Origin of the sequence: Ruminococcus sp., from assembly GCF_016287535.1 — a bacterium.
GTDB lineage: Bacteria > Bacillota > Clostridia > Oscillospirales > Ruminococcaceae > Ruminococcus.
The window spans coordinates 87510-106754 of record NZ_JAEFAJ010000003.1 but is presented as its reverse complement, the minus strand read 5'-3'; the positions used below and the strand labels follow the sequence as shown (position 1 = coordinate 106754).

Below are 19245 nucleotides of genomic sequence, written 5' to 3'. Positions count from 1 at the left end.
GGAATAATATATGCCGCAGAAGGATATGACTGCCGGAAGATCGTTCCGGCGTCTTACAAGAGGATTATCTGATACCAATCTTCTTATGTCCATAACGATCATCGTGTATATACTTATGTATTTGTTCGCGATATTCGGACTTGGTGAAGGCTTCGTCAAAGGACAGACATTTTTCAATATGCTCAACGGAAATGCCGCGCTTATCATACTTTCCTGCGGAATGACGCTTGTAATGATAACTGGCGGTATCGATATATCGCTTGGCGGAATGGCAGCTCTTGTAAGTATGAGCGCAGCTGTTTCACTTGATTATCACGGCGGAAGCATTTTCGGAGCAGTAATGATATCACTCGGAATCGGTCTTGCATTCGGACTGGTACAGGGCTTCCTTGTAGCTTATCTGGATATACAGCCTTTTATAGTAACGCTTGCAGGTATGTTCTTTGCAAGAGGTATGACGACTATCGTACATACCAATCCTTTCAATGTAAAGAATGAAGCGTTCGTAAAGCTCAAGGAAACAAGGATCATCATCCCTGGTATGGGATCGGTGAACAAAAGAGGCGATTACATCGACGCATATATAGAGATCGGCGTAGTGATCGCACTTATTACAGTTGCCGCACTTTTTATCTTCCTTAAATGGACAAAGACAGGAAGAAGCTTTTATGCAGTGGGCGGCAACAGACAAAGCGCACTCATGCTGGGAATAAATGTAAAGAGAACGACATTCCTTGCATACCTCATGTGCGGTATTTTAGGCGGAATTGGTGGATTCGTGTATTTTATGCACGTAGGCTCGGGATCGGCATCTCATGCAGCGGGAGCTGAGATGAACGCGATCGCTTCGTCGATCATCGGCGGAACCATGCTTACAGGCGGCGTCGGAAATATCATAGGAACACTTTTCGGCGTACTATCGCTTGCTCTTATTCAGCAGATCGTATCATCAGTAGGACTTGACCAGGCGTGGTGGACAGGAATCACAAACGCTTCTATGCTTTGTATATTCCTTATAATCCAGAGTATCATCATCGCCCGCCGCAAGAAGGCTAATCTTTCGGCAACAAAGTCAGTTGAAGCAAAAGGAGTAAAATCATGAGCAGTGCAGAACAGATAAAAAACGGTAAAGCAGTAATTGGTATCGAGTTCGGTTCGACCCGTATCAAAGCGGTACTTATCGGCGAGGACCATACACCGCTGGCGTCAGGCGTACACGACTGGCAGAATGAACTTGCGGACGGAGTATGGACCTATTCGCTCGACAGCGTAAGGTCAGGACTGCAGGAATGCTTTGCCGATCTGATGAAAAATGTAGAAGCAGATTACAATATAAAACTCGAAACAGCCGCAGGTATCGGCATATCTGCGATGATGCACGGATATCTTGCGTTTGATGAAAACGATCATCAGCTCGTTCCGTTCAGAACATGGCGCAATACGATGACTGAGGAGGCGGCTGACAGACTGACGGAAGCCTTCAGCTTCAATATCCCTCAGCGCTGGAGCATAGCCCATCTTTATCAGGCTGTTCTGAACAACGAGCCCCATATAGGAAGGCTCGCGTTTATGACGACTCTTGCAGGATATGTACACTATATCCTCACCGGCGAAAAGGTGATAGGTGCAGGAGACGCTTCGGGCATCTTCCCGATAGATCCGGAGACCTGCGATTATGATGCCGCAATGCTTAAAAAGTTTGATGAGCTTGCGGCAGGTACTGAGCTGCGGACAAAGCTTTCCGGACTGCTGCCGGTCATAGTACAGGCAGGGAACTGCGCAGGAAGGCTTACGGAAGAAGGGGCGCGTCTCCTTGATCCTACCGGCACGTTCAGACCCGGAGTGCCGTTCTGTCCGCCGGAGGGCGACGCACAGACAGGCATGGCTGCTACAAACAGCATTACTCCGAGAACCGGAAATGTTTCAGCAGGAACGTCGATATTCTCGATGATAGTTCTTGAAGAAAATCTTGCGGCGGTACACCGCGAGATAGATATAGTAACAACTCCCTGCGGAGCTCCTGTGGCAATGGTACACTGCAACAGCTGCACATCAGATCTTGACGCATGGTTCGGTATGTTCGGCGGTTTCCTCAGCGAAGCCGGAGTTGACTTGCCCAAGGGGAAGCTTTATGATATGCTCTATTCCCTTGCAGCTGAGGGTGATCCTGACTGCGACGGCATTATCTCCTACAACTATTACGCCGGCGAGCCTGTTACCGGAATAAAGGACGGAAGACCGCTGCTGATGCGCAGTCCCGATTCAGTGTTCAGTATAAGGAATCTCGCCCGCAGTCTTGTATATTCCTGCGTCGCTTCGCTGAAAGCGGGCATGGACATACTTACAGAACAGGAGCACGTAAAGCTCGAACGGATATTTGCTCACGGCGGTTTCTTCAAAACGCCTTTCCCAAGCCAGAACTTCCTTGCGGCTGCACTCGGTGCGGATGTTACGCTGATGCAGACCGCAGGCGAAGGCGGTGCATGGGGAATAGCGCTGCTTGCCTCATACATGGTGAACAGGAACGGTGATGAGACCCTCGTTGATTACCTTAACGACAGGGTATTTGCCGGTATGAAGGGAAGTACCGTATCTCCTTCGCAGGAGGATGTCGATGGTATAAATGCATATATGAAAAAATATATTTCGGGACTTTCAGCTGTAAGAGCTGCAGATGCCGAATAACAGAAAGGAAAGATACAGTATGAAATTCTGGTTTATAACGGGTTCACAGTTCCTGTACGGTGAGGAAACTCTCAGACAGGTCGAGGAGGACTCAAAAAAGATAGTTGACGGACTCAAGCTTCCTTTTCCTGTTGAGTATAAGCTCACAGTAAAGACAGAATCCGAAATAGAAAAGATCATCAGAGAAGCAAACTATGATGATGAGTGTGCAGGAATAATAACCTTCTGTCACACCTTTTCACCTTCCAAAATGTGGATAAACGGACTTGCAATCTTACAAAAGCCTTGGCTTCACTTTCACACGCAGTTCAACGAGACTATTCCCAATGAAGCTATCGACATGGATTACATGAATCTGCACCAGTCGGCGCACGGCGACAGGGAGCATGGCTTCATTGGGGCTCGTCTGCGTATGCCGAGAGCTGTAGTGGCAGGTCACTGGAAAGATCCAAAGGTACAGGCTAAGATCGCTGAGTGGCAGCGTGCGGCTGTAGGTGTTATGTTCAGCAGAAGCCTGAAAATTGTTCGTTTCGGTGATAATATGCGTGAGGTTGCCGTTACAGAGGGCGACAAGATCGAAGCACAGCTCAGGCTTGGCTGGCAGGTAAATACCTTTGCGGTAGGCGATCTTGTTGAGATAATGAACGCTGTTACCGATTCTGAGATAGATGCTCTTGTGAAGGAGTATGCCGAGCTTTATGATTACAATAAGGCTGACGAGGATACTATAAGATATCAGGCACGCGAGGAGATCGCTATCGAGAAGATACTTGTACGCGAGGGCGCAAAGGCTTTCTCGAATACATTTGAGGATCTTCACGGCATGAAGCAGCTTCCCGGACTTGCAACACAGCACCTTATGCAGAAGGGCTACGGTTTCGGCGCTGAGGGCGACTGGAAAACAGCCGGTATGACAGCTATCGTCAAGGCAATGTATCCGGACGGAAATACCTCATTTATGGAGGATTATACATACGATTATTCTAAAGAGCTTATACTCGGCTCACATATGCTTGAGGTCTGCCCGTCCATCGCAGCAGACAGACCGCGTATAGAAGTACATCATCTTGGAATAGGCGGAAAGGAAGCTCCTGCAAGAGTAGTATTTGAAGGCAGAGCAGGTTCTGCAAAGGCTTTGTCGCTTATAGACATAGGCGGAAGATTCAGACTTATCCAGCAGGATGTCCAGTGTGAGAAGCCTTTCCAGACAATGCCCAATCTTCCTGTTGCAAGAACAATGTGGAGACCTGCACCCTCGTTCCTTGAAGGACTTGAGTGCTGGATAATCGCAGGCGGAGCACATCATACAGTGCTTTCTTATGATATCACTGACGAGACTGTAAGAGATTTCGCACGTATCATGGGTATAGAACTTGTAGTTATCAACAAGGACACTACAAAGGAAAAGTTGGAACGCGACATCATGATCGGAGATGTGATATATGGACGTTAAGGCACTGAAAGAACGTGTTCTTAAAGCAAATCTTCTGCTCCCAAAATACGGACTTGTTACCTTCACATGGGGAAATGTCAGCGAATATGACCGTGAAACAGGTCTTATCGCCATAAAGCCCAGCGGTGTGGAATATGATTCAATGACTGCCGATGACATAGTTGTGCTGACTATCGACGGCAAAAAGGTGGAGGGTGAGCTTTCACCCTCCAGTGATACTCCTACTCATCTTGAGATATACAGGAATTTTGACGGCATATGCGGTGTAGTACATACTCACAGCCGATATGCGACTTCCTTCGCACAGGCTTGCATGGGTATCCCTGCACTGGGAACGACCCACGGCGACTATTTCTACGGTGAGATACCGTGTACAAGGGAGATGACAGATGAAGAGGTAAAGGGCGATTACGAACTTGAAACAGGCAGGGTGATCGTTGAATGCTGTCCTGACTATAAGAACGTACCTGCGGCTCTTGTAGCCAATCACGGTCCGTTTGTATGGGGCAGGGACTGCATGGAGGCTGTTCATAACTCGGTAGTTCTTGAAGAGCTTTCCGCAATGGCTTGGATAACAAAGACCCTTCGTCCGGATACACCGGTAATGCCACAGAGACTGCTTGATAAGCATTTCTTCCGCAAGCACGGAGCAAACGCTTATTACGGGCAGAAAAAATGACAACATATCATTTCACGTGTTGAAATGGTTTTCCCTCCGAGAAAAAAGCAGAACTCCGCATTATGTGCGGAGTTCTGCTTTTTTATTTTCATATATCAAAGGTTTTCCATGCCGTCAGAATCGGAGTTCCTTTTCTCAATCTCTTCTTTTCTCTGTGTGTAAGGGTCCTTTATAGTCCACTGAGTCTTTTCCATTTCATACATTTTCTGATGGATCTCAAAATGCGGAAAGCCGTCCTGCTGACTGAGCCATTCATATTTTTTGCAGTTGATAACATTTATAACAGCGTAATACATACATACTCCGAAGCCGAAAAGAGGTATCAATGAAAAACCAAGTTCCATGAATAACAGTACGATCTCGGCTGCCATCAATGAAGCTGAAATTATCGCAAGAGGAGTGCTTTTTTTATATACGCTGAAAAAACCTGTAACAGAAGTACATATTGTTATCAAGCATATTATCAGATATAAGTATCTGCCTGTCATTGCAAAATAAAAGACCATGAATAATATAAATATAAGATTTAAAGCGTATACGATAAAGCATTGGGTATCCTGATTCTTTATATTTTTCATTGCAGTTCTGTTCCGTGCGTATTCCTCTTCAAGTTCCATAAAATAACCTCCCTTGTGTTGAATATCAATATAATTATACTCTTAAAGGGAGTGATAGTCAAGAAAAAATACATCCGACCCTAAGGTCGGATGTATCTGATATCATTATTCGCGGTTTATTACAGAATGGCTGTGGATATAGAACTCCTCCTGACTTGGCTGCCAGCCCTTTACCTTCGTTGGGAAAAGCGCATCGAATCTTTCGAGTGCCTCTGTATCCTCACAGGGATGATCTGCGTCGCTTGGGTGATAGAACCATTTCCTGCCGTCGAGAGCGTCGCTCTTCAGCACCTTTACAAGCAGAGCGGCAGGGAAGATATCTCCCTCAAAGCACACGTTGTACCTCCGGCAGCTCTTATATCCTCTTGCAACATAGTTATCAGGGTTTCCGAAGTTGATAACGGTATCGTAACCAATTTCAGCTGCCTTGATAAATGAATGTTCAAGCAGAGCCTTTCCGTAGCCTTTGCGCTGAAAACCGGGCAGTACGCAGAGCGGACCCATAGTGACGATGTTCTTTTCATTGCCGTTCTCATCGGTAAGTCTGCTTCTGGAATACATAACCGATGCGATTATTATTCCGTCAAGCTCAAGAACATAGTCGAGCTCAGGGATAAAGTCCTTGTGTGAGCGCAGAGTATGTATAAAGTAGTGCTCGTCACAGCCGGGCTTGCTGAGGTTCCAGAATGCTTCACGGGCGAGATTCTCAACCTCGCGGTAGTCTTTTTCTGTTTCCGGACGTATGATATAGTCATTATTATTCATTTTTTTCCTCCTGAAATAGTTGACCGGACACGGGAGGTTTGTGTGGATAGTATTCGCAAACCTTCCGTTTACGCTGCTATCTCAGGTCTGTTATTGTTTTTCAAACAACGATCTCCTTAAAAATAAATATTGCAGCATTTGTTGATCTGCATATATATTGTACAGCAGTATTGCGTGGTTGTCAAGCGTATGCAGAGAAGCTGCCTCTATATATTTCGGCGTTCAGTATGTTTTTACCTGTCAAAAAAAGAACCGCCTTTTATCAAGACGGTTCTTCGGTCTCAGTTAATTCTGCAAAACACATGGGAGAGTGCGCTGCTAAGCTCGTAATACTGCTCATTGACCTCATAACGGTCAATATATTCAGCTATTTCCTCTCTCAGATCACGCGGCTGTTCGTCCTGATCGATGAGAACGCTGTCCAGCGTATAATTGAAGTCGTGATCCATTGTAAAGACAAGAACTCCACAATCGTCACATTTCTTCTCCAGAGCGTGGTTTACGAACTCCTTGCTCACGGTCAGGTACAAGCAGTCATAGTCATCATCATACATATAAGTGTTTCTGCCTGACACGACGTCGTCGTAGATCTCGCCCAATACTGTAAATAATCTCATAAAAAATGCCCCCTAAAAAGAATGAAGTATGTTATTATAATACCCTTTATTACGTGATTTGTAAATGCTTTTTCATGAAAAGTCACATTTTGTTAATCATATTCGTGATACTGCTACAATTTCTACTAAACAAATTGTATATTAATTCCATTTGTTATGATATGTTCAACAAAGTTTTGTGGACAAAACATCGGTAACACGACATTTGCAGCGGGTTTATTATCACTGCGAATATACTAAATGGATAAAACCGAACTAAAACAAAGCTGGATTTTTGCGTAAAAAGATTTTATTGACGTACATTCCATCGGGAGTATTTACATAAAAAAGAATCTGTATGTACAAGTTATAATGTTAAGATTATAAGACTGTTCATATCAGAAAAAGTTCATAAAAAAGCAATTTTTATAAAATAAGCTTACGAATTAAGCGGAATTTAACAAAATAGTTATTGTAATCCGGAATAAAATATGCTATAATCATATAAACTCAATATCTGTGAGCTTATTATGCATATTTTTTACGCCATACGAAGATACAATATCATCAAAAAGGAGAATGAGATATGTTTGGGACAAGATTTGAACACGTATATATTGAGCTTGTAAAGGTCTGGAACAGGTATCCTGATATCAAGACTGAATATCTGAAAACGCGATGTAAAGAAGAAAATATCGATATGTTCATTCAGCACAATTTCAGCAATTGCTTTGATGAAATGCTTCAGGTATTTGAAAGATATTATGGTGAAAACTTTGATGTTCCGAAAGTTGAGAACAGGGAATTCTTTTCACGTTATTTCGGCACTTTTCTGAATCATGACGTGGAAGAGTTTTAATTGCGGATTGCGTCAAAGATATAAATGCTATGTCTGAAATAAAATTATACGCATATAAATGTATTCATACAAATGTATAATAACAGCCGCAGGTTTTTTCTTGCGGCTTTGCTTATATACTGTGTAATGAATGAAAAAGGCGTCATGAGAAATCATGACGCGAAAAAATATATCAGTGCGGGTGACAGGACTTGAACCTGCACACCTTACGGCATCAGAACCTAAATCTGACGTGTCTGCCAATTTCACCACACCCGCATATTAAATTTTTGTAATACTTGAAGAAGTGTTTTTCTTTGCAAAATCAATAAAGGTTTTGACACCGGACATTGAACTTTCATACATGGTTATCTTAACATTATCAGTAGTCAATTCGTATTTACGAAACGCTTTACTTGTATAAATGTTCCTGATATCGTGATATGTAAATGTATACTTACGAAAATACCATGTTCTGTAAACTATTTCATATTCATCATAATCTATTTTCCATGCAAAACAGATTATCAGACTGATAATAATCGCTAAAAGAGCGATTATGTATATGAATAAGCAGTTAATAGGAAGTACTGATTTGAAATTGTTATAAACAACTACGAGAGTTAAAAGGATAATCTCTATTAAAAGATACTTAAACGATATACGAACTTTTCCTTCCTTTTCGTTTTTGAACGCAGAAGAACTTATGAATGATTCAATATAACTGAAAAAACGTTGAAACATCCAAAGCACCTCCGTTTTTATTCCAATAACGTAGCATGAACGAAATCTAACGTGTCTGCCAATTTCACCACACCCGCATATTTACTTTATGTATCTGATTTTTTGTGTTGCAAAGGATTTGTCTATATAGTTGCAGTATTTAAAAACATCGTCACCATTGATAACTGATTTTGCCCACAATGGAGTATTAATATCATATGCTCTGAATTTTACTTTCTTATTGATCTCTTTGTACATGGCATAGATCAGTTCATACATTCTGTTATACATTTTATTGCTGCAGATCACACCGAAATCAATGATGTCCAGCTGATCTGTAGGTTCACGGTATAAATCAAAAACAATACAATTTTTAGCGTGATCTCCGAATACCCATATATCACCCTGACCGCATGGAGTATCAATAAAAGTTTTTTCTATTTCTTTTATATCAACAGTTATATTGAGAAGCTCCATAATCTCTGAGAGAAGCGGGTTTAATTCGCTGTAATTATAGCCATATAAAATAATATAAACAGGAGAACAGATTCTGAATGTACAAACTTTATTTTTACCAAACATATATACTCCAATGGCCCCAGCACACAGTGAAATTTTATGCGCATGGCAGTTTCACTGCACCCGTATATAAGACCGGATCAGATCTCGTCCATCTTACCGTTATTATTGTCCTGTTTTTTGATCTGCTCGTACTTCTGAGTGTACGGATCTTTGATGTTCCATTGTGAGTTGTCGATTTCCTGAACTCTGTAGCGAACATTGAAATACGGGAAGCCGTCCTGCTGTTCGAGCCAGTTATACTTTTTATTTGCTATAACATTAAGCACAGTACATAAAACGCATACCGGAACTACAAAGGCTATAAAAGGTACGATAGTCGAATTTAAAAGAGCCAAAACAGGTGCTGCAGCAGCAAACAGATTCCTGTGAAGATAAGCTCCGCAGAAGCCGGCAGCCAGAACTGCACCGCTTACGAGGGCTCCTAATGCTGTATAAAAAGAACCGCCGAGGAAACCAAGGTACAACTCAGCAAATACGATCATACCAAAAATAACAACGTAGAAAATCGCAATGAAATTATAGCATTTCTGACATCTTTTGTATGCTATTCTATTTTGACCGTACTCTTCTTCTAATTCTAAATTCATAGCAATCATCCTTGTGAACATCAATGGAACGGTGCGTAAGGTTACAACAATAGTAATTATACTCTATTAGTCAGGATTTGTCAAGTAAATAAAAAAATCATCTGCATGGCAGATGATAAAAGGTATAAAAAAGAGGAGTGACAGACACTCCTCATATTTGCATTGATATTTATACTCTTGCAGCTTCGTTCTGCTGAACAGGCTTTTCAGCTGTCTGAACACTCTGTTCGGGTTCGTTTTTCTGATTATCCTGAGCAGGTGCAGCAGCCGGCTGAGCAGGAACTGCCTGTACTTCAGGTGCTTCCTGAGAGGGGGCATCCTGTACAGGAGCAGGATTGTTCTGAACAGGCTCGGAAGGCTGTTCGCTGGTTGGCTGCTTCTCTTCGGCAGCAGGAGCTTTTTCAGCAGCAGGCTTGTTGTTTGCCTTTTTGTTGTTTTTTTCCTCCAGTTTCTTTTCCGCTTCCTCTTTTTCGGCTATATCACCCTTTGACTCGATGAAAAGATCATCATCAGCGATACTGCCCACAAATCTGAGCTGTTTTACTGGGATCCTCTTTAACGGAGAATATATAAAGGCTTTGCAGGAATAATTCTGTTCGACAAGACCTCTTTTTTCGCAAAGAACTCTGTTGCCGTCCTTAGTTCTCTTACCGTACATACAGTAATCGCACTTAGGTTCGATCTTTTTGTCGAAATACTTAGCGCCGCCCTGGAAAAATGAGAATAAACCCATTAATAATCACCTCAAAAATAAATCTAAAATCAGTATATCACAAATATAAGAGTTTGTCCAGTGATTTTTTAAAAATTATATAATTTTTTTAAAATTGACGTCGGTGATTAGATAAGCTGCACAAAAATCGGCAGCAGGACCTTGTTATTAGCTGCTAACCAAATAACATTGACAATAATATAACAATGTGATATCATATATACAGCGGACAGCAGGATTAATTCTGTTCTCGGCTTTAAAAAAATATTGTTTTCGGGCAGCAGGGTGTGAACTCTGTTATCGGATGGCAGTTGAGCGATAATATATGCAGATACTATCCGTCCGTCCATGGGCGGATTTTTTATTGACTGCTTTTCAGCCTGCGAAGGAGGAGAAATGGAAAACAAGAGAATTGCAGTGGCAGCCATCGTTATTGATGAGCAGTCAGCTTCTGTTGAGGTGAACAATGTGCTGCATGAATACAGCGATATCATCATCGGCAGGATGGGACTGCCTTATAAGGAACGGGGGATTTCGCTGATATCTGTAGCTGTTGACGCGGAACCCGACGTGATAAGCAGTCTGACCGGCAGGCTCGGACAGATAAACGGGGTTTCCGTAAAAGCTGCGATATCGAAGAAATGACCGGTGGCAGAGCTTATGCGAAGAAGTGAGCGTGAGATAACGGACAGCGCCGGGATTGAGAGCTTCATTGCCGGTGAGAAGATAATGCGCGTAGGCTTCAATGACTGCGGCGAGGTATATATAGTGCCTGTAAATTACGGCTATACTGTATGCGGAGGGAAATACACCTTTTATTTCCACGGAGCTGTTGCAGGCAGAAAGTACGGGCTTGCACTGAAGTCTCCTTCCGTCGGATTTGAGATAGACGGCGGATATGAGCTTATAAGCGCCGGAACTGCCTGCGGACATTCGGCAATGTATATGAGCGTTATCGGAAACGGCGTCCTTTCCGTTATAGAAGATACCGATGAAAAGAAAGCTGCCCTTGAATATGTGATGAAGCAGGCGGCAGGCAGAACAGGACTTGAGTACGACAATAAAGTACTCGGACGAACTGCTGTGTTTAAACTTGACGTAAAAACAATGTCTTGCAAGGCAAAATAAAACTGGAGGAAAAATTATGTATGATGTTAAGTCTATGAATGCGGACGACTTTATAAATGACGAGGAGATAAAGGCTACTCTTGAGTATGCGGAGCAGAACAAGCATAACCGTGAGCTCATTGAGCAGATACTCGAAAAGGCAAAGCCGAAAAAAACAGGCAGGGGAGTAGAATGTGCGGGCCTTTCACACCGTGAGGCAAGCGTTCTTCTTGCCTGTGATATACCGGAAATGACCGAAAAGATGTATGAGCTTGCCAAGGAGATAAAGCAGGCTTTCTACGGAAACAGGATAGTAATGTTCGCACCGCTGTATCTCTCGAATTACTGCGTAAACAAGTGCGTATATTGTCCGTACCATATACAGAACAAGGAGATACCCCGTAAGAAGCTGACTCAGGAGGAGCTCCGTCAGGAGGTCATCGCCCTTCAGGATCTGGGACATAAGCGTCTTGCTATCGAATCAGGCGAGGATCCTGTAAATAATCCTATCGAGTATATCCTCGAATGTATCAATACGATCTATTCCATAAAGCACAAGAACGGAGCTATCCGCCGTGTAAACGTAAACATCGCAGCCACAACAGTGGAGAACTACCGCAAGCTCAAGGAAGCAGGCATAGGTACATATATACTCTTCCAGGAGACATACCACAGGGAGAGCTATGAAAAGCTTCATCCGGCAGGACCAAAGCATAACTATGCATATCACACTGAGGCAATGGACAGAGCAATGGAGGGCGGCATAGACGACGTAGGTCTGGGCGTTCTTTTCGGTCTTGACAAGTACAGGTATGAGTTCGCAGGACTTCTTATGCACGCCGAGCATCTTGAAGCTGTACACGGTGTAGGTCCGCATACTATCAGTGTTCCGAGACTCAGGAGAGCTTCTGATATTGATCCCACGACCTTTGATAACGGTATAGACGACGACACATTTGCAAAGATAGTTGCTTGCATAAGGATCGCCGTTCCATACACAGGCATGATAATCTCCACTCGTGAGAGCGAAGCCTGCCGTGAGAAGGTACTCGGACTTGGCGTATCGCAGATATCAGGCGGTTCAAGAACGTCTGTAGGCGGTTATGCAGGATATACTCCTGAGGAGCGTCCTCACGACACCGAGCAGTTCGATGTTTCAGACCAGCGTTCGCTGGACGAGGTGGTAAAGTGGCTCATGGAAGGCGGATATATCCCGTCATTCTGTACAGCCTGCTACCGTGAGGGCCGTACAGGTGACCGTTTCATGGCGCTCTGCAAGGTGGGACAGATACAGAACTGCTGTCACCCAAACGCTCTTATGACCCTTCAGGAATACCTTTCCGACTATGCTTCTCCTGAGACAAGGGCAGTTGGTGAAGCTCTTATTGCGCGTGAGATAAAGAATGTTCCCGATGAGAAGCGCCGTCAGAGAGCTATGGATTACCTTGACGAGATAAAGAACGGCGGAAAGCGCGATTTCCGGTTCTGATCCGACAAGCCCGAAAATAGCATAGCTTTTCATTTGACAAATACGTATCGCTGTGATACAATACATTTATATATTACTTATGGAGGATTGTACAATGTACGAAACACTAATGCTGATGGCGGCGATTGCTCCTCAGACAGGCGATAATTTTCCGAGATTCACTCTTTTTACAATAATCGGCGCAGCAATTCTGCTTGCTGTAGGTACAACTGTATTTGCCAAGAAAAAAGGCGACAGCAGTGATGACGAAGATGATGATGAATAAAAACTGTGCGGCAGCCTGAAAAGCTGCTGCATTTTTTCAGCTTCCGCCGGATATTACATTTTTTAATATGTAATTGCATATAATCATGCGGGGGTGCAGCTCATGCTTCTTGGATTTGACGAGATTTGCAGAAAGGAAGTCATTGACATGGTATCCGGCGAAAGGCTTGGATTCATCGACGATATTGAGATAGATACCGAAAACGGCAGTGTCGAATCGCTTATCATATACGGCGGAGCTCGTCTTTTCGGGCTCCTGGGCAGGGCAGCCGATACAGTCATATCCTGTGCCGATATAAGGGTCATAGGCGATGAAGTGGTTCTTGTAGAGCGGACTGAAAGCAGCGCAAAGTCGAATTCAACAAAAAGAAGCAGAAACCGTGTTTTAAGTTTGTTGAAATAGATATGGCAAAAATACTTGAAAAAAAAAACGTGAAATGATATAATATTAAGGCAATTCACACGCCGGTATTTTCAGCGGTTGGTGCGCAGATGTCTGCGTTGCTGCTGAGCAAAGTACGGCGGAGGATTAATAATAACCAATTTTTAAGGAGGACTACACCATGGGAGTAGTATCAATGAAGCAGCTTCTTGAAGCAGGCGTTCACTTCGGACACCAGACAAGAAGATGGAACCCGAAAATGGCTCCGTACATTTTCACAGAAAGAAACGGAATCTACATCATCGACCTTCAGAAGACAGTCAAGAAGCTCGAAGAGGCTTATATGTTCGTTCGTGACATTGCAGCTCAGGGCGGCGAAGTTCTTTTCGTAGGTACAAAGAAGCAGGCTGGCGATTCCGTTAAGGAAGAAGCTACAAGAGCAGGCGCACACTATGTAAACGCAAGATGGCTGGGCGGTATGCTCACTAACTTCAAGACAATCCAGACAAGAATCAAGAGACTTGAGCAGCTCCACACAATGGAGGAAGACGGTACATTCGATCTTCTCCCCAAGAAGGAAGTTGTTAAGCTCAACCTTGAGATAGAGAAGCTCGAAAAGTTCCTCGGCGGTATCAAGACAATGAAGAAGCTACCCGCAGCACTCTTTATCGTTGACCCCCGCAAGGAAAAGATCGCTGTAGCTGAGGCTAAGAAGCTCAACATCCCGATCGTTGCTATTGTTGATACAAACTGCGATCCTGATGAGGTCGATTACGTTATACCCGGCAACGATGACGCTATCAGAGCTGTAAAGCTCATCGCAGGTACTGTTGCTAACGCTGTTATCGAAGGCAGACAGGGCGACGACGCTGTAGTAACTGAGGAGGTTTCCGAGGAGGAAGCTGAGACAGCAGAGGCTGACGCTGAATAATAACTGATAATTCATAATTCGGAATTAGGAATTAGGAATTGCGGAGTCTGCCTGATGGCAGATACATCTGAATGATTTGTTATGAGTAATCGCTGATAAGCGATACAATAATTCCGCATTCCGCTTTCCGAATTCCGAATTTTTCAATTTTAATTTAGGAGGTAATAACAATGGGAAAGGTTTCCGTTGCAGAAATTAAAGAACTTATGAAGTCCACAGGCGTTGGTATGATGGACTGTAAAAAGGCTCTCGAAGAGAACGATGGCGATATGGACAAGGCTATCGAGTTCCTCAGAGAAAAAGGACTTGCCACACAGGCCAAGAAGAGCGGCAGAGCTGCTGCCGAGGGCGTGGTTACAGCTGTTGTTGAGGGAAATACAGGCGTTCTCCTCGAAGTAAACACAGAGACTGACTTCGCTGCTAACACAGATGATATCAGAAACTTCGTTGCCAACGTGGCAAAGACAATAATCGAAAAGAATCCTGCTGACGTTGAGGCTCTCAAGAATATGCCTATCAGCGGCGGCAATGGTACAGTAGGCGAAGCTCTCACAGAGCTCGCAGGCATGAAGATCCGTGAGAATATCGTTATCCGTCGTTTCGTAAGACTTGAGGGCAAGCTTGCTTCCTATATCCACAATGGCGGCAGCATCGGCGTTCTCGTTAAGATGGATACAGATCTTTCTGCTGATCAGGTAGCTGTTATCGGTAAGGACGTAGCTATGCAGTCCGCAGCTCTTAACGCTGCTTATCTCTGCCGCGAGCAGGTTCCTGCTGAGGTACTTGAGAAGGAGAAGGAGATCATGATGGCTCAGATGGCTGAGGATCCCAAGATGGCTTCAAAGCCTGAGCAGGTCCGCGCTAAGATCGTTGAGGGCAAGGTAGGAAAGTACTACACAGAAAACTGCCTTCTTGAGCAGGCTTTCGTAAAGGATGACAAGCTCTCAGTTCAGGGCTATGTTGACGCTGAGGCAAAGAAGCTCGGCGGTTCTATCAAGGTCGTTGACGTTGTTCGCTATGAGCGCGGCGAGGGCATTGAGAAGAAGGAAGACAATCTTGCTGACGAAGTAGCAAAGATGATAAAGTAATCAGCATATTTCGGGCGGCAGCGATACATTTCGCTGCCGCTTTTTTGATAAAGGGAGATCATACACATGGAAAGAAATACGCAACGCTGGTCGCTTGTTTTATAGCGGTATGCGGTCTGTTGGTTTTTTCGTTGATTGAATCCTCGGTATACTTGAACGGCCGTCCGCTGGAGCTGAATACTGATGACATTAGCGTCTGCGATGAGGAAAGAGCAGTAAAGGGCAATATCGGACGGATATATAGTTTCTACCAGACCGAGGAGGTCGTGACTAAACGGCACAACAGAAGAGCATATAATAATGGAGATAAGATCACATACAGATACTATTTCCTATGCGACAACTGCGGAGCTAATGATATAGAAAAGATGAGGTCAGATAATAGCTTCAGACCGCAGGATTTCTACGTTTTTTCGTATTGTACAGGTAATGAAGCTGAAAAGGAAGAGCTTGAGAAGCGGTGTGTTCTGTGGAATGATTATATGGAGGGCAGATCTGAGAAAATGCCTGCTCTGAATCATTTAGACGGTCGTGTTTCTACTGTATCATTCAGGCAGGATTATATTTCGGGACTTGAAAAAGCGGCACACGATCTTGGCTTTGAAGATGAGAAGATAACACCGCTCATCATTGTCAACAATCCCGTCAGTGCAGTTTGGGTATATATAGCGGTAATATGTGGAGTGGCTGTTATTGCTTTTATGATCGCGGTTGTCGTCTTGCTTTTAAGGAAGATTCGCAATAAGTCAGGATACTGATATATTTTGCTGCAGCCTTTTTGAGATAGGGAGAAAAATGAAAGAGCAATTAAAAACATTAGCTGATTATCTGTTTATTATTGTGTGTGTATTTTTTATTGGAAGCTGCGCAGGAACTGTAAAGTACTTTAAAGGCAAGGCGTATGATCTGAATACAACACCAATAAACATTTGTTATAAGGAAAAAGGCATAAAAGGCTATTCAGGACGCATTTATTGTATGTTTACAACACAAACGAGATATGCAGTGAAGAGTAGATCCGGAAGACACGCTTCACCAGAAAAGGTCACAGGATATTATTATCTTGTCGATAATGCCTCAGCTGATGATATTATAAAAATGAGAAATGACAAAAGCTACCGTCCGGATAATTTCAGTGTGTATACATTTTATACTGAGGATGAGATCAGTAACAGGATACTGAGCGGAGTGTGTGAACAGTGGACGGATTATATGGAAGGCAGAAAAGATGAAATGCCTGAATTTTATTATATCAACGGCATAATAGAACATAAGGGCAGCGATTTTGCGGTAAATTCAGGTATGATGTCGGCGGCACACGGATACGGCATAGGAGATGAAGCTATAACCAATGTCGTTATCTTCGATAAGGCTGTAAATAGTTTATATTTTTATGTTTTCATGATATGCGCAGTTCTTATTATTGTGCTTATCATCGTCTGGGTGAAGGTGAAAAAGAATAACGGCGGCTACTGAAAATAATTAATTGGACAAATTTATAGCATAAAAATAACTGTATTATTGTGAAATGTTACAATAATACAGTTTTTTTTTCGTTTGCTTTTCACTTGAAGTCAATGACAAAATATGTTATAATAGTTTTAACTGGATATAAAGCACCAAAATGAGGTAAAACATATGAATGCAAATATAAGCAGGCTTGCCGGTACTGTCGGCAAGGTAATAGTAGGAAAGCAGGACACAATTGTCAAGCTGATAGCTGCTCTTTTGTGTGAGGGACACGTATTGCTTGAGGATGTTCCCGGAGTCGGAAAAACCCAGCTCATAACAGCCCTTTCACGTTCTATAGGCGGCAAATTCAACAGAATCCAGCTTACCCCTGATGTAATGCCTTCGGATATCGCGGGCTTTACGATGCTCGATTCAAGTCAGGGCGAATTCGTTTACCGTGACGGTGCGGTAATGTGCAATTTTCTTCTCGCTGATGAAATAAACCGTGCTTCGCCGAAGGTACAGTCTGCTCTTCTTGAAGCTATGGAAGAGCGCCAGATAAGCCTTGACGGTGTTACGCACAGGCTTCCTAAGCCTTTTCTGGTAATGGCAACTCAGAACCCCGTTGAAACATACGGTACGTTCCATCTTCCGGAGGCGCAGATGGACCGCTTTTTCATAAAGCTGTCCATGGGCTATCCTTCGCCTGATGAGGAGGCAGAGATCCTTGGCAGGACGGAGATGCATAATCCTATTGTCAATATCTCTGAACCTGTTATGCACGTTGATGATATCATAGCCATGCAGGAAGAGGTAAAGAGGATAAGAGTTAGCGATGGTGTAAAGCAGTACATCATCAATATCGTATCCTCTACACGTTCGGACAGAAATACAGTTCTTGGCATAAGTCCGCGCGGAAGCATAGCTCTTTTCAAAGCCGCAAAGGCGTTTGCCTATATTTATGACAGGGAATATGTTACTCCCGATGATGTTAAGTTCGCGGCAGTCTCGGTGCTTGCACACAGGATAATCCTTTCTCCTCAGGGAAAAACCGCTTTCGGTACGGGCGAAGCTTACGTCGAGAATATACTCAGGAACTGCCCTGTGCCCTCAATGACCAGATGATAAAGCATATAAAGAGTATCGCCGGTGTTCTTGCAGTGGCGTTTCTCGTCTATATATTCACATTCTACGTAGACGGAGAAATGGGAATCATACTGCTTGCCTTTGTTGCGTTTGCGCCGCTTGTGTCATTGTTTTTCATGCTTTATGCAAGGAAAAGAGTAAAGGTATCCTTTACCTGCGACGCTTATGTACAGAAGGGCGGTACGCTGTCTGTTACAGTGACTGTACGTAAAAAAGGCTCATTTCCGCTTGGTATCATAGAGATATGTCCGTATGCAACGGAGATATTTACTCAGGATATTATGAACCGCAAGCTTACAATGCTCAATGAGGAGAAAAAGAGCTTCACCTTTGAGCTTAACGGTGTCATAGGCGGAAACGGCGAGGTAGGCATAAGAGCCGTATATTCATGCGGTTTTCTTGGTTTCATGAAAACTGCGGTACAGACTCCGCTGCCGCAGCCGGTCTCTGTAGGAGTTATACCGGAGATACCTGAAATAAAAGCTTCCTCACAGCTGTTCCGTTCGATTGCGGAAACTGTTCTTACAAGCGACGAGGAAGAAGAAAATGATACCGCAATGATGTTCACGGCGAATACTTCTCCCGGATACGAGCATCGTGAATACGTTCACGGCGATCCGCTGAAGCGTATAAACTGGAAGCTCTCATCAAAGAAGTCAAAGCTGATGGTGCGTCTGGACGAAGCGGTCGCTTCTGTTCAGCCTGTTATAGTATTTGACCTTTTCCGCAGACAGAGTGTTCCTGCAATTAATGCGGTAAGAGGCGAGGAACAGCTTATACGTGCTGTTTTCGGACTGCTCAGCCTGCTGATAAAACAGGGCATAGCCTGTAATTTTGTATATCGTTCCGGCGATGGTACGACTGTGTGCGAAAGTGTTGACAATCCTGATTATCCGGATCAGCTGCTGCTGAAGGTGCTTGCCGTAAAGGTAGTCCCTGATGTGCGTGTGGATATAAGACAGGCAGGAAGCTCGGTATGTTCGTGCATAATCGCTACTACCGACGCAGGAAACGGTTTTTCCGAGCTCAGTGATGCTGTTGAGGATCCGGACAATGCGTGTGTTATCGGATTGTCCGCGGCGTCTGTAAATACATCATCTTTGCGGCTATGGTACCTTGATGAAGAGAACAACTTTAAAATGGTATAAA

At 43.8% G+C, this 19245-nt stretch carries 22 protein-coding genes and 1 tRNA gene; 16 read left to right on the top strand and 7 right to left on the bottom strand.

All coding sequences use genetic code 11. From position 1 onward, the window contains the following. Positions 1 to 10: 10 nt before the first annotated feature. From QZZ36_RS02925 to QZZ36_RS02910, 4 genes are read left to right on the top strand one after another with little or no spacing between them, the layout of a single operon-like run. Positions 11 to 1102, top strand: a complete 1092-nt coding sequence (locus tag QZZ36_RS02925; protein WP_295076448.1) for a sugar ABC transporter permease YjfF — start codon at positions 11 to 13, stop codon at positions 1100 to 1102. Next, positions 1099 to 2685 carry an FGGY-family carbohydrate kinase gene (locus tag QZZ36_RS02920; RefSeq protein WP_295076445.1) on the top strand — a complete coding sequence of 529 codons (1587 nt, stop codon included), beginning with the start codon at positions 1099 to 1101 and terminating at the stop codon, positions 2683 to 2685. The genes QZZ36_RS02925 and QZZ36_RS02920 overlap by 4 nt, the downstream gene beginning before the upstream one ends. Positions 2686 to 2704: 19 nt before the next feature. Then, positions 2705 to 4138 (top strand): L-arabinose isomerase, encoded by a 1434-nt coding sequence (gene araA / locus QZZ36_RS02915; RefSeq protein ID WP_295076442.1) that lies wholly within the window; start codon positions 2705 to 2707, stop codon positions 4136 to 4138. Next, positions 4128 to 4817, top strand: coding sequence for an L-ribulose-5-phosphate 4-epimerase (locus QZZ36_RS02910; RefSeq protein WP_295076439.1), 690 nt, complete (start codon positions 4128 to 4130; stop codon positions 4815 to 4817). The genes araA and QZZ36_RS02910 overlap by 11 nt, the downstream gene beginning before the upstream one ends. A gap of 95 nt (positions 4818 to 4912) precedes the next feature. Here the strand turns inward: QZZ36_RS02910 and QZZ36_RS02905 are convergent, their stop codons facing one another. From QZZ36_RS02905 to QZZ36_RS02895, 3 genes are all read right to left on the bottom strand, one after another. Then, on the bottom strand, positions 4913 to 5434 hold the full coding sequence (locus QZZ36_RS02905; RefSeq protein ID WP_295076436.1) for a hypothetical protein: 522 nt from the start codon (positions 5432 to 5434) through the stop codon (positions 4913 to 4915). Positions 5435 to 5539: 105 nt separating this feature from the next. Then, positions 5540 to 6199, bottom strand: coding sequence for an N-acetyltransferase (locus tag QZZ36_RS02900; RefSeq protein WP_295076432.1), 660 nt, complete (start codon positions 6197 to 6199; stop codon positions 5540 to 5542). A 281-nt stretch (positions 6200 to 6480) separates the two neighbouring features. Continuing rightward, a complete protein-coding gene (locus tag QZZ36_RS02895) occupies positions 6481 to 6816 on the bottom strand; it encodes a hypothetical protein (RefSeq protein WP_295076429.1) in 336 nt (111 codons plus the stop codon). Positions 6817 to 7381: 565 nt separating this feature from the next. Between QZZ36_RS02895 and QZZ36_RS02890 the strand changes: the two genes are divergently transcribed. After that, positions 7382 to 7654, top strand: a complete 273-nt coding sequence (locus tag QZZ36_RS02890; protein WP_295076426.1) for a hypothetical protein — start codon at positions 7382 to 7384, stop codon at positions 7652 to 7654. 176 nt (positions 7655 to 7830) lie between these two features. On the opposite strand, the gene QZZ36_RS02885 is transcribed toward QZZ36_RS02890, so the two are convergent. The 4 genes from QZZ36_RS02885 to QZZ36_RS02870 all read right to left on the bottom strand — a co-directional run bounded on the left by QZZ36_RS02885 (position 7831) and on the right by QZZ36_RS02870 (position 10258). Then, a tRNA-Leu gene (locus tag QZZ36_RS02885) sits at positions 7831 to 7912 on the bottom strand. Between the two features lie 546 nt (positions 7913 to 8458). Beyond that, on the bottom strand, positions 8459 to 8938 hold the full coding sequence (locus tag QZZ36_RS02880; RefSeq protein ID WP_295076423.1) for a hypothetical protein: 480 nt from the start codon (positions 8936 to 8938) through the stop codon (positions 8459 to 8461). Positions 8939 to 9015: 77 nt separating this feature from the next. After that, positions 9016 to 9525: a hypothetical protein gene (locus QZZ36_RS02875; protein WP_295076420.1), complete on the bottom strand. Its 510-nt coding sequence runs from the start codon at positions 9523 to 9525 to the stop codon at positions 9016 to 9018. Between the two features lie 169 nt (positions 9526 to 9694). Beyond that, complete coding sequence (locus tag QZZ36_RS02870; protein ID WP_295076417.1) at positions 9695 to 10258, bottom strand: hypothetical protein; 564 nt, start codon at positions 10256 to 10258, stop codon at positions 9695 to 9697. 375 nt (positions 10259 to 10633) lie between these two features. On the opposite strand from QZZ36_RS02870, the gene QZZ36_RS02865 reads away from it, so the two are divergent. The 11 genes from QZZ36_RS02865 to QZZ36_RS02815 all read left to right on the top strand — a co-directional run bounded on the left by QZZ36_RS02865 (position 10634) and on the right by QZZ36_RS02815 (position 19244). After that, positions 10634 to 10882 (top strand): TM1266 family iron-only hydrogenase system putative regulator, encoded by a 249-nt coding sequence (locus QZZ36_RS02865; RefSeq protein ID WP_295076414.1) that lies wholly within the window; start codon positions 10634 to 10636, stop codon positions 10880 to 10882. A gap of 15 nt (positions 10883 to 10897) precedes the next feature. Continuing rightward, complete coding sequence (locus QZZ36_RS02860; protein WP_295076411.1) at positions 10898 to 11365, top strand: pyridoxamine 5'-phosphate oxidase family protein; 468 nt, start codon at positions 10898 to 10900, stop codon at positions 11363 to 11365. Between the two features lie 16 nt (positions 11366 to 11381). Continuing rightward, positions 11382 to 12833: a [FeFe] hydrogenase H-cluster radical SAM maturase HydG gene (gene hydG / locus QZZ36_RS02855; RefSeq protein ID WP_295076408.1), complete on the top strand. Its 1452-nt coding sequence runs from the start codon at positions 11382 to 11384 to the stop codon at positions 12831 to 12833. 94 nt (positions 12834 to 12927) lie between these two features. Next, positions 12928 to 13098: a hypothetical protein gene (locus QZZ36_RS02850; protein WP_295076405.1), complete on the top strand. Its 171-nt coding sequence runs from the start codon at positions 12928 to 12930 to the stop codon at positions 13096 to 13098. 102 nt (positions 13099 to 13200) lie between these two features. Beyond that, the gene (locus QZZ36_RS02845; RefSeq protein WP_295076402.1) at positions 13201 to 13500 is read left to right on the top strand and encodes a YlmC/YmxH family sporulation protein; all 300 of its coding nucleotides are present in this window, start codon (positions 13201 to 13203) and stop codon (positions 13498 to 13500) included. Between the two features lie 160 nt (positions 13501 to 13660). Next, a complete protein-coding gene (rpsB, locus tag QZZ36_RS02840) occupies positions 13661 to 14410 on the top strand; it encodes a 30S ribosomal protein S2 (RefSeq protein WP_295076398.1) in 750 nt (249 codons plus the stop codon). Positions 14411 to 14580: 170 nt separating this feature from the next. Continuing rightward, positions 14581 to 15498, top strand: a complete 918-nt coding sequence (gene tsf / locus QZZ36_RS02835) for a translation elongation factor Ts (protein ID WP_295076395.1) — start codon at positions 14581 to 14583, stop codon at positions 15496 to 15498. Positions 15499 to 15542: 44 nt separating this feature from the next. Next, entirely contained in the window at positions 15543 to 16256 is a 714-nt protein-coding gene (locus QZZ36_RS02830) for a hypothetical protein (protein ID WP_295076393.1), read from the top strand. Positions 16257 to 16503: 247 nt separating this feature from the next. Further along, a complete protein-coding gene (locus QZZ36_RS02825) occupies positions 16504 to 16974 on the top strand; it encodes a hypothetical protein (protein WP_295076390.1) in 471 nt (156 codons plus the stop codon). 162 nt (positions 16975 to 17136) lie between these two features. Next, the gene (locus tag QZZ36_RS02820; protein ID WP_295076387.1) at positions 17137 to 18075 is read left to right on the top strand and encodes a MoxR family ATPase; all 939 of its coding nucleotides are present in this window, start codon (positions 17137 to 17139) and stop codon (positions 18073 to 18075) included. Continuing rightward, entirely contained in the window at positions 18072 to 19244 is a 1173-nt protein-coding gene (locus tag QZZ36_RS02815) for a DUF58 domain-containing protein (protein WP_295076384.1), read from the top strand. Before QZZ36_RS02820 ends, QZZ36_RS02815 begins: the two co-directional genes overlap by 4 nt. Position 19245 lies beyond the last annotated feature (1 nt).

Bases quoted from the DNA above. Each gene is read 5' to 3' on its own strand.
- QZZ36_RS02900 (WP_295076432.1), bottom strand. From the start codon at position 6,199: ATGAATAATAATGACTATATCATACGTCCGGAAACAGAAAAAGACTAC.
- hydG (WP_295076408.1), top strand. From the start codon at position 11,382: ATGTATGATGTTAAGTCTATGAATGCGGACGACTTTATAAATGACGAG.
- QZZ36_RS02845 (WP_295076402.1), top strand. From the start codon at position 13,201: ATGCTTCTTGGATTTGACGAGATTTGCAGAAAGGAAGTCATTGACATG.
- QZZ36_RS02860 (WP_295076411.1), top strand. From the start codon at position 10,898: ATGCGAAGAAGTGAGCGTGAGATAACGGACAGCGCCGGGATTGAGAGC.
- QZZ36_RS02850 (WP_295076405.1), top strand. From the start codon at position 12,928: ATGTACGAAACACTAATGCTGATGGCGGCGATTGCTCCTCAGACAGGC.
- QZZ36_RS02890 (WP_295076426.1), top strand. From the start codon at position 7,382: ATGTTTGGGACAAGATTTGAACACGTATATATTGAGCTTGTAAAGGTC.
- QZZ36_RS02880 (WP_295076423.1), bottom strand. From the start codon at position 8,938: ATGTTTGGTAAAAATAAAGTTTGTACATTCAGAATCTGTTCTCCTGTT.
- QZZ36_RS02905 (WP_295076436.1), bottom strand. From the start codon at position 5,434: ATGGAACTTGAAGAGGAATACGCACGGAACAGAACTGCAATGAAAAAT.
- QZZ36_RS02815 (WP_295076384.1), top strand. From the start codon at position 18,072: ATGATAAAGCATATAAAGAGTATCGCCGGTGTTCTTGCAGTGGCGTTT.
- QZZ36_RS02895 (WP_295076429.1), bottom strand. From the start codon at position 6,816: ATGAGATTATTTACAGTATTGGGCGAGATCTACGACGACGTCGTGTCA.
- QZZ36_RS02870 (WP_295076417.1), bottom strand. From the start codon at position 10,258: ATGGGTTTATTCTCATTTTTCCAGGGCGGCGCTAAGTATTTCGACAAA.
- araA (WP_295076442.1), top strand. From the start codon at position 2,705: ATGAAATTCTGGTTTATAACGGGTTCACAGTTCCTGTACGGTGAGGAA.
- QZZ36_RS02875 (WP_295076420.1), bottom strand. From the start codon at position 9,525: ATGAATTTAGAATTAGAAGAAGAGTACGGTCAAAATAGAATAGCATAC.
- tsf (WP_295076395.1), top strand. From the start codon at position 14,581: ATGGGAAAGGTTTCCGTTGCAGAAATTAAAGAACTTATGAAGTCCACA.
- QZZ36_RS02865 (WP_295076414.1), top strand. From the start codon at position 10,634: ATGGAAAACAAGAGAATTGCAGTGGCAGCCATCGTTATTGATGAGCAG.
- QZZ36_RS02820 (WP_295076387.1), top strand. From the start codon at position 17,137: ATGAATGCAAATATAAGCAGGCTTGCCGGTACTGTCGGCAAGGTAATA.
- rpsB (WP_295076398.1), top strand. From the start codon at position 13,661: ATGGGAGTAGTATCAATGAAGCAGCTTCTTGAAGCAGGCGTTCACTTC.
- QZZ36_RS02910 (WP_295076439.1), top strand. From the start codon at position 4,128: ATGGACGTTAAGGCACTGAAAGAACGTGTTCTTAAAGCAAATCTTCTG.
- QZZ36_RS02920 (WP_295076445.1), top strand. From the start codon at position 1,099: ATGAGCAGTGCAGAACAGATAAAAAACGGTAAAGCAGTAATTGGTATC.
- QZZ36_RS02925 (WP_295076448.1), top strand. From the start codon at position 11: ATGCCGCAGAAGGATATGACTGCCGGAAGATCGTTCCGGCGTCTTACA.